At 62.6% G+C, this 12,016-nt stretch carries 12 protein-coding genes; 5 read left to right on the top strand and 7 right to left on the bottom strand.

Annotation, left to right across the window (positions count from 1 at the left end):
- Positions 1-153 precede the first annotated feature (153 nt).
- Complete coding sequence (locus tag LG30_RS0101330) at positions 154-843, bottom strand: LrgB family protein (protein WP_033128905.1); 690 nt, start codon at positions 841-843, stop codon at positions 154-156.
- Positions 836-1,237, bottom strand: coding sequence for a CidA/LrgA family protein (locus LG30_RS0101325; RefSeq protein ID WP_033128904.1), 402 nt, complete (start codon positions 1,235-1,237; stop codon positions 836-838). Before LG30_RS0101325 ends, LG30_RS0101330 begins: the two co-directional genes overlap by 8 nt.
- 125 nt (positions 1,238-1,362) lie before the next feature.
- Here LG30_RS0101325 and LG30_RS0101320 point away from each other — a divergent pair, with 125 nt between their 5' ends.
- A complete protein-coding gene (locus tag LG30_RS0101320; protein WP_033128903.1) occupies positions 1,363-2,241 on the top strand; it encodes a LysR family transcriptional regulator in 879 nt (292 codons plus the stop codon).
- Positions 2,242-2,244: 3 nt separating this feature from the next.
- Here the strand turns inward: LG30_RS0101320 and pdxR are convergent, their stop codons facing one another.
- Entirely contained in the window at positions 2,245-3,669 is a 1,425-nt protein-coding gene (gene pdxR / locus LG30_RS0101315; RefSeq protein ID WP_033128902.1) for a MocR-like pyridoxine biosynthesis transcription factor PdxR, read from the bottom strand.
- On the bottom strand, positions 3,666-3,800 hold the full coding sequence (locus LG30_RS22850) for a hypothetical protein (protein WP_274518477.1): 135 nt from the start codon (positions 3,798-3,800) through the stop codon (positions 3,666-3,668). The genes pdxR and LG30_RS22850 overlap by 4 nt, the downstream gene beginning before the upstream one ends.
- Before the next feature lie 133 nt (positions 3,801-3,933).
- Here LG30_RS22850 and LG30_RS0101310 point away from each other — a divergent pair, with 133 nt between their 5' ends.
- Genes LG30_RS0101310 through LG30_RS0101300 form a run of 3 tightly spaced genes read left to right on the top strand, consistent with a single transcriptional unit; the run spans position 3,934 to position 5,580 of the window.
- Positions 3,934-4,416 (top strand): OsmC family protein, encoded by a 483-nt coding sequence (locus LG30_RS0101310; protein WP_033128901.1) that lies wholly within the window; start codon positions 3,934-3,936, stop codon positions 4,414-4,416.
- Entirely contained in the window at positions 4,413-4,850 is a 438-nt protein-coding gene (locus LG30_RS0101305; protein WP_033128900.1) for a rhodanese-like domain-containing protein, read from the top strand. The genes LG30_RS0101310 and LG30_RS0101305 overlap by 4 nt, the downstream gene beginning before the upstream one ends.
- Complete coding sequence (locus tag LG30_RS0101300) at positions 4,840-5,580, top strand: GNAT family N-acetyltransferase (RefSeq protein WP_161785786.1); 741 nt, start codon at positions 4,840-4,842, stop codon at positions 5,578-5,580. Before LG30_RS0101305 ends, LG30_RS0101300 begins: the two co-directional genes overlap by 11 nt.
- Before the next feature lie 137 nt (positions 5,581-5,717).
- On the opposite strand, the gene ybaK is transcribed toward LG30_RS0101300, so the two are convergent.
- The gene (gene ybaK, locus LG30_RS0101295; protein ID WP_033128898.1) at positions 5,718-6,182 is read right to left on the bottom strand and encodes a Cys-tRNA(Pro) deacylase; all 465 of its coding nucleotides are present in this window, start codon (positions 6,180-6,182) and stop codon (positions 5,718-5,720) included.
- Between the two features lie 202 nt (positions 6,183-6,384).
- Between ybaK and LG30_RS0101290 the strand changes: the two genes are divergently transcribed.
- A complete protein-coding gene (locus LG30_RS0101290; RefSeq protein WP_033128897.1) occupies positions 6,385-7,866 on the top strand; it encodes a sensor domain-containing diguanylate cyclase in 1,482 nt (493 codons plus the stop codon).
- Positions 7,867-8,220: 354 nt separating this feature from the next.
- Here LG30_RS0101290 and LG30_RS21830 read toward each other — a convergent pair whose 3' ends face one another.
- A complete protein-coding gene (locus tag LG30_RS21830; protein WP_152598964.1) occupies positions 8,221-8,799 on the bottom strand; it encodes a hypothetical protein in 579 nt (192 codons plus the stop codon).
- 482 nt (positions 8,800-9,281) lie between these two features.
- The gene (ppc, locus tag LG30_RS0101280) at positions 9,282-11,915 is read right to left on the bottom strand and encodes a phosphoenolpyruvate carboxylase (protein WP_033128895.1); all 2,634 of its coding nucleotides are present in this window, start codon (positions 11,913-11,915) and stop codon (positions 9,282-9,284) included.
- Between the last annotated feature and the right edge of the window lie 101 nt (positions 11,916-12,016).

Genomic DNA, 12,016 nt, shown 5'->3' with positions numbered 1-12,016 from the left:
CATGTATTCATATACATTCCGGTTCCTGCGCTGCTCTTTACCTTGCTGACGGCCTCTCGCGACAGATCGTAGAAAGGTTCTAAAGCGTATTAAAGTGAGGAAAACAGAAGAGGCGCCCCTGGGCGCCTCTTCTCGTTGAGTGGTCGCAATGCCTTACCAGAACAGCTTGCCCAGCAGGGGGGCCAGCAGCACGGTCGCCATGCCGGCGATCATCATCACCATGCTGGAGACCACCCCCTCCTCGTTGCCCATCTGGTAGGCTCTGGCGGTGCCCGCGCCGTGGGCCGAGGCGCCAAAACCCGCCCCCTTGCCGAGGCGGCTGCGGATGGCGAGCACCGTCAGCACGCTCTCCCCGACCGCCATGCCGATCACCCCGGTCAGCACCACGAACAGGGCGGTGAGATCGGCGTTGCCGCCGACCGAGCGGGTCGCCTCCACCGCGAAGGGGGTGGTGATGGATCTCATGGCCATGCTGCGCTGCAGCAGCTCGGAGAGGTGCAGCCAGCGCGCCAGCAGCACAGTGCTGCCCACCGCCATGAGCACGGAGGCAAATACCCCCACCGACAGGGAGAGCCAGTGGCGGCGCATCAACTGGCGGTTCTCGTAGACCGGCACCGCGAAGGCGACGGTGGCCGGGCCCAGCAGCCACAGCAGCCAGTGCGACTGGGCCATGTAGTCCTGATAGGGGATGTGGAACAGCATCACCACCGCCACCAGCAGGGCCGGCGCCAGCAGCAGCGGCATCAGCGGCAGTATGCGCTTGCGGCCATAGAGCCACTTGCTGGCGTAGTAGAACAGCAGGGTGAGGGCGAAGCAGAGCAGGCCGAGCAGGGTGTCAGACATGGCGGCGGCTCCGGCGGGCCAGCATCAGTTCGAAGCGATAGACTCTGTCCACCACCAGTGCGGTAGTACCAAGCACCAAGATTGTGCTAATAACCAGCACCAACATGATGCGCCACCCCTCTTGAAGCAGCAGATCCTGATAGTTGATCACGGCCACCACGGCGGGCACGAAGAACAGCAGCATCTCCGCCAGCAGCCAGCGGGCACCGGCGCTGAACCACTGCGCCTTGACCACCCCGAGCAGGATGCAGGCGAGCAGCAACAGCATGCCGGTCAGGTTGGCGGGCAGGGGCAGGTGGAAGGTGCGCACCGCGGTGTCGGCCAGCAGCCAGATGGCGGCCAGCAGGGCGATTTGGAAGGGGGTTTGTAGCCAGCGAAGGCAGAAGGCTTTCATGATGGGCGTCTTTTTGTGAATCTGGTCACAGTATAAGGGTGGGCCAAACCTGCAAAAAATGAATTTAAATTATGAAAAATATGCCAAATTGGCATTATTTAGCGAACCCCTCCGACGAGCGTCCCATGGATATCCGAGCCCTGCGTTACTTTGTCGAACTGGTGCGGGAGCAGAGCTTCACCCGCGCCTCCGAGAAGCTGTTTGTCACCCAACCCACCATCAGCAAGATGATCCGCAACATGGAGGAGGAGCTGGGTCAGCCCCTGCTCAACCGGGAGGGGCACAGCTTCACCCTGACCGACAGCGGCCAGGTGCTGTTTGCCCGTGGCCAGCTGATCCTGGCCCAGATGCAGCAGATGGAGGCGGAGCTCGCCGATCTGCAGAGCCTGCAGCACGGGCGCCTCGCGCTCGGCATCCCGCCCATGGTGGGCCACGTCTATGCGGATCTGATCCGCACCTACCGCAGCCGCTACCCCAGGGTGGAGCTCTCCATCGTCGAATATGGCGGCCGCCGCATCGAGCAGGCGGTGCTGGAGGGGGAGCTGGATCTCGCCATCACCATGTTGCCGACCAGGGAGGGGGGCGCCCTGAGCGCGCTGGAGCTGGATTGCTATCCGATCCAGGTGGTGCTGCCGGATCTGCCGCGCTGGCGTGAGCGCAACGAGATCCGGCTGGAAGATCTGCAGGAGGAGCCCTTCCTGCTCTACACCCAGGCCTTCACCCTGAGCGAGCGGCTGGAGCAGGCCTGCCAGCAGGCGGGCTTCGTGCCCCAGGTGGCGGCGCGCAGCAGCCAGTGGGACTTTCTCACCGCCATGGTGCGCAGCGGCATGGGAGTCGCCTTCCTGCCCGAGCCCATCTGCCGGCGGCTGACCCCGGACGGGTTGGTGTTGCGCCCCCTGCTGCCGGAGCTGAGCTGGCGACTCGGGGTGATCTGGCCGAGCCGGCGCTACCTCTCCCGCACCGCCGAGGCCTGGCTGGCCCTGTGCCGCGAGAGCCACGGCTGAGCCTCAGCCGCGCAGCAGGGCGCCCAGTTGGCGACATAGTCTGCGAAGGGTCTGGTTGTCGAGGCAGCCAAAGCCGAGCAGCCAGCCCTCCAGCCCGGGTTCGCCGAGGTAGAACTGGCCGAGGGGGCGCAGGCCCAGCCCCAGGGCGTTGGCGGCGTCGGTCCAGCGGGCCTCGCCACCCGGCGGCAGCAGCACGGCACACTGCAGCCCGGCGCCGCTGTGGATGGGGGTGAGCAGGGGGCAGTGCTCGGCCAGTTCGCTCAGCAGCAGATCCCGCCGGCTCTGGTAGAGCAGACGACTCTGGCGCAGGTGGGTGGCGAAGTGGCCGGCGCGGATGAAGTCTGCGGTGACCGCCTGCTGCAGCTGGTTGCTGTGACCGTCGAAGGCGGCGCGGGCCCGGCTGAAGGCCTCCATCAGGGGGCGCGGCAGCACCAGGTAGGCGAGGCGCAAGGAACCAAACAGCACCTTGCTGAAGGTGCCAACATAGAGGACCCGCCCCTGACCATCCAGCCCCTGCAGGGCGGGCAGCGGGCGCTGATCGTACTGATATTCCCCGTCGTAATCGTCTTCCAAAATCCAGGCCCCGTGCCGCTCGGCCTCGGCCAGCAAGGCCATCCGCCGCGGCAGGCTCATGGGTACGCCGAGGGGATACTGATGGGCCGGGGTGCAGTAGATGAGCCTTGGCCGTGGATGTTCCCCTGCCGGGTTGAGACCCTCCTCGTCCACCGGCACCGGATGGACGCGGGCCCCGGCACTCTCCAGCGCGGTGAGCGCCCCCGGGTAGCCGGGATCCTCCACCCAGACGCTGTCGCCGGCATCGATGAGCAGCTGGGTCGCCAGCAAGATGCCCTGCTGGGAGCTGGTGAGGATCAGGATCTGATCCGGCTCGCACTGCACCCCCCGCGACTGCACCAGATAGCTGCTGATGGCGGCGCGAAGCGGAGCCAAGCCCTGTGGATCCCCGTAGTTCATCCAGTCGCTGGCGCGCTGGCGCCACTGTTGCTGCATCAGCCGCCCCCAGAGCGCCTGGGGGAAGAGGCGCGGATCCGGCTGGCTGGAGGCGAAGGAGTCACCCACCAGGGGCGCGTTATGGCAGGCGCCGCCCGCCGCCATCTCCTGACCGCGGCGCGACAGCCCGGCCGCCGACTGGGGCGGCCTGGGGGCGGGGCGCACCGCCGCCAGGGCGACGAAGCTGCCAGCCCCCACCCTGCGCACCAGGTAGCCCTCCGCCTCCAGCCGGCCATAGGCCAGCTCCACCGTGCTGCGGGAGACGCCGAGATCCCGGGCCAGCATGCGGCTGGCGGGCAAGCGGCTGTGCTGGGGCAGGTGACCGGCCAGGATCGCTTCCCGCAGGGTACGCACCAGCTGCTCGTGCAGGGGCAGGTCGTTTTGTTGCTGGTCGGCGAAGAGGGTCGGCAGGGCGGTCATATTGGGCTCCTCATGGACCAGGGCAGATGAACCCCCACCAAGATGGCGTCGCGCAAGGTGCGCACCAGCTGCTCGTGCAGGGGCAGATCGTTCTGTTGCCGGTCGGCAAACAGGGTGGGCAGGGCGGTCATGCGGCCTCCGGGTGGGGCACTGTGCCCGCAAAATTGGTCTGCCTATATTGGCAAAATTGGTCGGCGTGGCAAGGCCATTATGACGCTACATTGAGGGTCAGAGAATGGAGTGTAACCACCACAAGGAGTCGGGATGTCTGAATTTGGTGCGGTGATCAGCTGGCAGCGGGGGAGCGACGAGCCCTTCGTCGATCAGCGTTACAGTCGGGCCCATGAGTGGGAGTTTGACGGCGGCGTCAGGGTGCCCGCCTCCTCCTCCCCCCATGTGGTGCCCTTGCCCTTTTCGGTGGCGGAAAATGTCGATCCGGAGGAGGCCTTCGTCGCCTCGCTCTCCAGCTGCCACATGCTGACCTTCCTCTGGCTGGCGGCCAGGGAGCGCTATCTGGTGGAGAGCTACCGGGACCAGGCGGTCGGCGTCATGGAGGCGGACGAGCGCGGCCGCCAGTCCATCACCCGCGTCACCCTGCGCCCCAGGGTGGTATTCGGGGGTGATCGCCAGCCAACCCTGGTCGAGCTGGAGCGGTTGCACCACCAGGCCCACGAGCAGTGTTTCATCGCCAACTCGGTCAGAACCGAGATCACCACAGAAGTCGCGCTATATCAGGAGTCCGTATGAGTCATGTATTGAGCACCGGGGTGGCCAGTCCGCAGGAGGCCAGCGCCTTCTTCGAGGCCCAGCTGGCGTTTCGCACCGATCCGGCCGATCTCGCCGCCGATCTGCTGGCCGGTGAGCCCGGCATCGTTGTCATCGACACCCGCTCCTTCGATCACTATGGGAAGGGCCATATCCCGGGGGCCATCTCCTTCCCCCACAGCACCATGAGTCCGGCCACCACGGCCGGGCTGGCGCGGGACAAGGTCTATGTCTGTTACTGCGACGGCATCGGCTGCAACGGCTCGACCCAGGGGGCTTATAAGCTGGCGGCGCAGGGCTTTCGGGTCAAGGAGCTGATCGGTGGCCTGCACTGGTGGCGGCAGGACGGTTTCGCCGTCGCCACCGGCGGCGAGGCCGGTGTGTTGCAAGAGGGGGGGATCGCCTGTGGCTGCTAATCGAGTGACGGCTCACATCACCAACGAATTCAATCAACCCCTGGGGGCCGAGGTGGCGGATTGGGCGGGCGCCGAGTTTCCCCCCAAGGCGGTCATGAGCGGTTGGGGCTGCCGGCTGGAGCCGCTGGACCCTGAGAGCCACGGCACCTCGCTCTGGCAGGCGTTCGGTGCCGATGATGGGGCCATGTGGACCTATCTCACCAGCGGTCCCTTCGCGGATGAGGCGGCCATGCTGGCTTGGCTGCGAGGGGTCGCCGCCAAGGCCGATCCCCAGTTCTATGCGATTGTCGACGAGGCGAGCGGCAAGGCGCTGGGGCTCGCCAGCTACCTGCGCATCGATCCCGCCGCGGGTAGCATAGAGGTGGGCTGGCTGCACTTCTCACCGGCCATGCAGCGTACCCGCCTCTCTACCGCGGCCATGGCGCTGATGATGGCCAATGCCTTTGCGCTCGGCTACCGTCGCTACGAGTGGAAGTGCAACGATCTCAACTGGCCCTCGCGCCAGGCGGCGCTGCGGCTCGGTTTCAGCTACGAGGGGACCTTCCGTCAGGCGCGGGTGGACAAGGGCCGCAATCGGGATACCGCCTGGTTCTCGGTGATCGATGGGGAATGGCCCGCCCTGCAAGGCTGCTTCGAGCGATGGCTGGCGGATGACAACTTCGATGGGGCAGGGCGCCAGCGGCTGCGGCTCTCGGATCTGACCGCCGCCTGCCACCCCGAGGGGGAGTGACGCGGGCAGCGGGTTGTCGGGTCGCCATATCCTAGGTCCGATGACGTGACTCGAACCCGCCGATCGACAAAACGAAAGAGGCCCCGGATGCGGGGCCTCTTCTATTCACGCTACTGCTTAGTCATGGTGCTCGTCCCTTAGTGTTCACCGATGGGCGCTGCGATCCACTTCAGAAGGCGAAGCATGTCTTGCGGCGCCACCCCGACCGAGAGGCCGCGCTTGCCGCCGCTCACCAGGATCTCGTCAAACGCCATGGCGGAGTCGTCCAGTACGGTGGGCAGCAGCTTCTTCTGGGCCAGCGGGCTGATGCCCCCCACCTTGTAACCGGTCAGCTTCTCGGCCTCCGCCGGTTTCATCATCTCCACCTTCTTCAGCCCCGCCGCCTTGGCGAGCTGCTTCAGGCTGCACAGGCCCGATGAGGGCACTATGGCCACCACCGCCTGCTTGTCGTGATGGGCGATCAGGGTCTTGAACACCTGGGCCTCCGGCAGGCCGAGCTGGGTCGCGGCATGCTTGCCGAAATCGTCGTGAGCTTCGCACTCATAGGGGTAGAGCTTGTGGGGGATCTTGAGCTTTTTCAGCAGGTTGATAGCGGGGGTCATCAGATTTCCTCGAGCCGGAACAAGGCCAGACAGTCTGCGCCCAGTCGGCTGGCGTGGCAAGAGGTGCCCAGATTCGGCTCTTCTCCCGGACATGACGGGCGTGGCCAGATTGAAAATGCGTGGGCCGATGACCTGAGTTCTTGATCCCCCATGTCTACACTGGATGTGGCTATCTGTTGGCGATACGAAAGGAATCGTGGCCATGAATATCCCGGTGTCCAGCTCTCTCGATATTGGCGCTCTCGGCCGTTATGACGGCCTCGCCCGATTGACCGCCCTCGATCGCGCCTATGGCATCGTCGAGTTCGATCTCGCTGGCCACATCGTCTCGGTCAACGCGCTGTTCTGCGCCATCCTCGACTATCACCCCGAGGCGCTGATCGGCCAGTCCCATCTGCTGCTGCTGCCCCCCGAGCAACATGGCGAGCACGACCGCTTCTGGCAGGGGGTGCTCTGCGGCAAGATCCATACCGGCGCCTTTCACCGCATTGCGCGGGGAGGCAGGAGCGTCTGGATCCACGCCACCTACACCCCGATCACCGACGAGGCGGGTGCCTTGCTCGGGGTGATCAAGCTGGCCCACGACATCACTCCCGAGGTGCTGGCCGAGCAGCGCGTCGAACAGCAGAGCCAGCTGTTCGACATCATAGTCGCCGCTCATCAGGGCTTTCTGTTGGATCGCAACCTCGCTTCCGCCTGCGACACCGTGTTCGAGCGGCTGCTCAGCGTCAGCCAGAGTGCCTATGGATTCATCGGCATAGTCCAGTACGAGGACGAGCAACCCAGCCTCTACGTCCCCTCCATCTCCAATCTCTCCTGGGACGAGGCCACCCATGCCTGGTATGAGCAACAGCGCCAGAGCAGAGGCGGGCTCATCTTCAGCAAACTCGACAACCTGTTTGGTCATGTGGTGACCCACAACACCCTGGTGTGCTGCAACGATCTGCCGCGCCATCCGGCGAGCCGCGGCACCTCCCCTCGCGGTCACCCGCATCTGGACTGCTTCCTTGGCATCCCGCTTCGTCACAAGGGGGAGGCCATCGGCATGATCGCCCTGGCCAACCGTCCGGGTGGCTTCGACGAGACCCTGGTGACCCTGCTCGAGCCGCTCACCACCGCCCTCGGTACCCTGGTTCACGCCCGCAACCTGGAGGACGAACGCGGCCGGATGGAGCGGGAGCTGCGCTTCAACGCCGAGCACGATTTCCTCACCAAACTGCCCAATCGCAGCAGCTTCTTCAGCCAAGCCAACCTCCTGCTCGATCGTTTCTTGCGCCACCCGGCCGAGGGGAATACCTGTTGCCTGGCTCTGATCGACATCGATTTTTTCAAACAGATCAACGATGAACATGGTCATCTTGCCGGGGATGCGGTGCTGGAGACGCTGGCCCAGTTGCTGATGCAGGCAGTGCGCGGCAGCGATCTGGTGGCCCGCTTCGGCGGGGAGGAGTTCATCATGCTGCTGCGCGGCGTTACCCTCGGCGATGCCCGATCCCTGATGGATCACATCCGCCAGCAGATAGAGCGTCATCCCTTTCTGTATCAGGAGCGCGAGCTTGCCGTCACCATCAGCGTGGGGGTCACCCCCTATCAGCCGGATTATCAGCGGGTGGACGACTGGCTGCAATGCGTCGACCTGCGTCTCTACGAGGCCAAGCGCCTCGGCCGCAACCGCATCGCATAAGGCTTGTCGGACACAGGGAGGGATATGTGCGTAAATAGAAAGGGCGCCACTGTGGCGCCCTTTTGTGTGGGGAAGTCGCGCCGGATCAATTGGTGTTACGCACCCTGAGTCGAGTTGCGGCATGCTTGTCAACATCGCCGGGAGCCTCGTAATCGAAGGGGTAGAGTTTGTGGGGGGATCTTGAGCTTTTTCAGCAGATTGATAGCTGGGTAATCAGATTTACTCGAGCCTGAGCAAGGTCCAACAGTCTGCTTCTGCAAGGGGTAGGGCGACGGCTGATATTTAATGCTTGAATTTTAATAGCCATAAAAATGTAGCCACGGCTAAGTGGCTACATGTTGGATACTATTTTTATTACATAGGTTCAAGATAGATAAATATCGTGTCTTGGCCTGTGACTGCCGGGTCGTAATACCCTCTGAGTCTGGAGTTCTTATGGCCGCTAATGCCATCAGTGTCATTAACAGTGGAAACAGAACCAGAGGTCATGTCGACAACTATGGCTTGCCTTTCGCCACCGTATTCATACTTTAAATAATCATTGCCGTTTGATTCATAAGGGAACAAATCATCAGAGCTCCCCCCATCATTCAAGTCCAGCATCTGAATTTTAGCACCGGTATATTCGAATCGAGCTTGTCCGTTATCCCAGTCGAAGATGAATTCATCACCCATGGCAAAGGTTATGGTACCAGGATCACCCACATCCTCTAAGCGAACCTTGAGAGGTATGGTGCCTATATTGTTGATAAGTTTAACATACCTTATGTCTGCCTTATTGAAATACACATTTTGAGTAGGATCAAATTGTGAGCCTGGAGTATTACTCGTTTGCTGAGCACCAGCGGCAGTTGATACCACATCATTATTTTCACCAGCAATTGCGTTGCCGATACATGCGGAAAGCAAAGCTGTCAGCAGAATCTTTTTCATAGTTTTATCCCAGTGGTTATCTCGTCTTACAGTATTTTTATTTGGCACTGTTATCGTGCCTATTCACGATAATTGCGCAGTTGAGTCCAAGCAACGAAAATGAGAGTCATGTTTATAGGTTTTTAATTCGCATCACAAAAAAACAAATTCGATCGTATTCGTTACATGGACGTTAAGTTTTCATACAGCATCATGTGTTATATGGATACTTCAACACATAAAATTCAATCATATTCAGTTCTGGTTATGTTAATGCTTTAAAATATGTGTCATTGCCATATGCCGTGATCTCTTATAAAAAACGCTGATGTGCTACTGAGTGAGTAAGATGGGCATAGCATCTATACACCTGTCGGTAGATTGGGTTTTCATCTCCAACGGAGAGGGATATCAGGACATCAGACGAGACAATCATGGAAATAGAAAGGGCGCCATTGTGGCGCCCTTTGACTTGATGGAAGGAGAGCTTGATAGCCCGCCTGTCAACCGGTGTTGCGCATACCTGCCGCTATACCGGCGATGGTCACCATCAGCGCCTGATCCAGCTCGGGGTGCAGGATCTCGGCGTGGTTGCGCGAGCGGCCAAGCAGCTCGACCTGCAGCACGTTGAGGGGATCCGTGTAGGGGTTGCGCAGCTTGATGGACTCCTTGATCCAGGGCTGGTCGTCGAGCAAGTCGCCCTGTGGGCGCAGCTCCAGCACCACCTGAATGGAGTCGGAGAGCTCCTGACGCAGCTGCTTGCCGAGGGCCCACAGCTCTTGCGGCACCAGACGGGTGTCGTAGTACTCCGCCAGCCAGAGGTCGGCCTTGAGGAACACCATCTCCAGCATCTCGAGGCGGGTGCGGAAGAAGGGCCACTGGCGGCTCATCTCGTCCAGAACACTCTTGTGGCCGTCATCTATGGCTTGCTGCAGCCCCTTGTGGGCGCCGAGCCAGGCCGGCAGCATCAGCCGGTTCTGGGTCCAGGCGAAGATCCAGGGGATGGCGCGCAGGCTCTCGACGCCGCCGTTGGGCTTGCGCTTGGCGGGACGGGAGCCGAGCGGCAGCTTGCCGAGCTCCATCTCCGGGGTGGCGGCGCGGAAGTAGGGCACGAAGTCAGGATGACCGCGCACGATGGAGCGGTAGTGCTCGCAGGAGGCCTCGGCCACCTGTTCGATCACGGCGCGCCAGCTCTCTTTGGGCTTGGGCGGCGGCAGCAGGTTCCCTTCCAGCACGGCGCTGGTGTAGAGATTCAGGCTGTGGATGGCGACCTTGGGCAGGCCGAACTTGAAGCGGATCATCTCGCCTTGTTCGGTCACCCGCAGGCCACCGCGCAGGGAGCCCGGCGGTTGGGAGAGGATTGCCTGATGGGCGGGGGCGCCGCCGCGACCGACGGTGCCACCACGGCCGTGGAACAGGGTGAGGCGCAGGTTGTTGGCCTCGGCCAGCGCCACCAGGGATTCCATGGCGGCGTACTGGGCCCAGCCGGCGGCCATCATGCCCGCATCCTTGGCTGAGTCCGAGTAGCCGATCATGATGTACTGACGGCCCTGGATGTAACCGCGATACCAGTCCACCGACAGCAGGCGCTCCATCACGGCGGTGCCCGCCATCAGGTCTTCCTGGGTCTCGAACAGCGGGGCGACCGGCATGCGGAACTTACAACCAGCCTCTTTCAGCAAGAGTTGCACCGCCAGCACGTCGGACGGGGCGCCCGCCATGGAGATGATGTAGATGCCGAACGCATCCGGGTCGTGCTCGGCGATCACCCGACAGGTGTCTATGGTCTCGCGGGTCTCGGCGCTCGGCTCCCAGTCGGTGGGGATCAGCGGGCGGCGGGAGTTCAGCTCATTGAGCAGGAAGGCCTGCTTGTCGTCCTCGCTCCACTCGGCGTAGTCGCCCATGCCGAGGTAGCGGGTCAGCTCGGAGAAGACCTGGCCGTGGCGCTCGCCATCCTGGCGGATGTCCAGCTTGACCAGATGGATGCCGAAACAGGCCAGCTTGCGCAGCACGTCCAGCAGCATGCCATCGGCGATGTTGCCCATGCCGCAGGCGTGCAGGGAGTGGTAGCAGAGCTCCAGCGGCTCGCGCAGCTGGGCCGTGGTCTTGACCAGATCCCGGCTCTCGCTGACCTGACCCTGCACCTTGGCGGTGAGGAATTCCTGGGTCTCGCGCAGTTGCTCGCGCAGTTCGCGCACCAGGGCGCGGTAGGGCTCGGGCTGATCGCCCACCCGCTCGCGCAGGGCGTCGGTGCAGTCGGCCATGGAGAGCTCGGAGGTGAGCTCCTTGATGTCTTTGTAGAAGAGGTTGACCGCCATCCAGCGGCCCAGCTCCAGCACCTCGGCGGTCACCTTGGCGGTGACGAAGGGGTTGCCGTCACGGTCGCCGCCCATCCAGGAGGTGAACTTGACCGGCGCGGCATCCAGCGGCAGGCGCACGCCAAGGTGCTGCTGCAGACGCTCGTCCAGGGTGCGCATGAATTCGGGAATGGCGGGCCAGAGGCTGTTTTCCACCACGGCGAAGCCCCACTTGGCCTCGTCTACCGGGGTCGGGCGCTGTTCGCGGATCTCGTTGGTGTGCCAGGCCTGATTGACCAGCTGTTCGATGCGATTGAGGATCTTGTCCCGCTCGCGGGGCAGCAGATCGGACAGTTCCAGCGCTTCCAGGCAGTCGTTGAGCTGCACATGCTTGTGGATCAGGGTGCGACGGGTCACCTCGGTCGGGTGGGCGGTCAGCACCAGATCGATATCCAGCTCGCGCACGGCCTGGATGATGGCCTCCTGGGACAGGTTGGACGCTTTCAGCTTGGCGAACATCTGCTCCAGCGGATCCGGGGTGCTCTCCTGCTCTTCGCTGCGGCGGGAGATGGTGTGGAACTGTTCCGCCACGTTAGCCAGATTGAGGAACTGGCTGAAGGCACGGGCCACCGGCAGCAGCTCGTCATCGGAGAGGGTGCGCAGGGTTTCGAGCAGCGACTCACGGTCTGCCTCATTGCCCTTGCGGGAGGACTTGGCCAGCTGACGAATGGTCTCGATCTTGTCGAGGAAGGCCTGTCCCTGATGATCCTTGATGGACTTGCCCAGCAGTTGGCCCAGCATGCCTACGTTGGCGCGTAGCGCGGCGTACTTTTCGTTCATTCCACATCCTTATTTTGTTGGTGCCTCCTTACCTTCCGGGGTGAGAGGCAGCCTCACTTATTGTTGTGTGATTACAACATATGCTCCGTCATCTTAGGGGG

Origin of the sequence: Aeromonas aquatica (assembly GCF_000764655.1) — a bacterium.
Lineage (GTDB): Bacteria > Pseudomonadota > Gammaproteobacteria > Enterobacterales > Aeromonadaceae > Aeromonas > Aeromonas aquatica.
The sequence above is the reverse complement of the archived record's forward strand: the minus strand, read 5'-3'. Positions and strand labels throughout refer to the sequence as shown.

Coding starts and splice junctions, on each gene's coding strand:
- pdxR (WP_033128902.1), bottom strand. CDS start 3,669: ATGACCGCCCTGCCGACCCTCTTCGCCGACCAGCAACAAAACGACCTG.
- LG30_RS0101330 (WP_033128905.1), bottom strand. CDS start 843: ATGTCTGACACCCTGCTCGGCCTGCTCTGCTTCGCCCTCACCCTGCTG.
- LG30_RS0101310 (WP_033128901.1), top strand. CDS start 3,934: ATGTCTGAATTTGGTGCGGTGATCAGCTGGCAGCGGGGGAGCGACGAG.
- LG30_RS0101305 (WP_033128900.1), top strand. CDS start 4,413: ATGAGTCATGTATTGAGCACCGGGGTGGCCAGTCCGCAGGAGGCCAGC.
- LG30_RS0101290 (WP_033128897.1), top strand. CDS start 6,385: ATGAATATCCCGGTGTCCAGCTCTCTCGATATTGGCGCTCTCGGCCGT.
- ybaK (WP_033128898.1), bottom strand. CDS start 6,182: ATGACCCCCGCTATCAACCTGCTGAAAAAGCTCAAGATCCCCCACAAG.
- LG30_RS21830 (WP_152598964.1), bottom strand. CDS start 8,799: ATGAAAAAGATTCTGCTGACAGCTTTGCTTTCCGCATGTATCGGCAAC.
- LG30_RS0101325 (WP_033128904.1), bottom strand. CDS start 1,237: ATGAAAGCCTTCTGCCTTCGCTGGCTACAAACCCCCTTCCAAATCGCC.
- LG30_RS22850 (WP_274518477.1), bottom strand. CDS start 3,800: ATGACCGCCCTGCCCACCCTGTTTGCCGACCGGCAACAGAACGATCTG.
- LG30_RS0101320 (WP_033128903.1), top strand. CDS start 1,363: ATGGATATCCGAGCCCTGCGTTACTTTGTCGAACTGGTGCGGGAGCAG.
- ppc (WP_033128895.1), bottom strand. CDS start 11,915: ATGAACGAAAAGTACGCCGCGCTACGCGCCAACGTAGGCATGCTGGGC.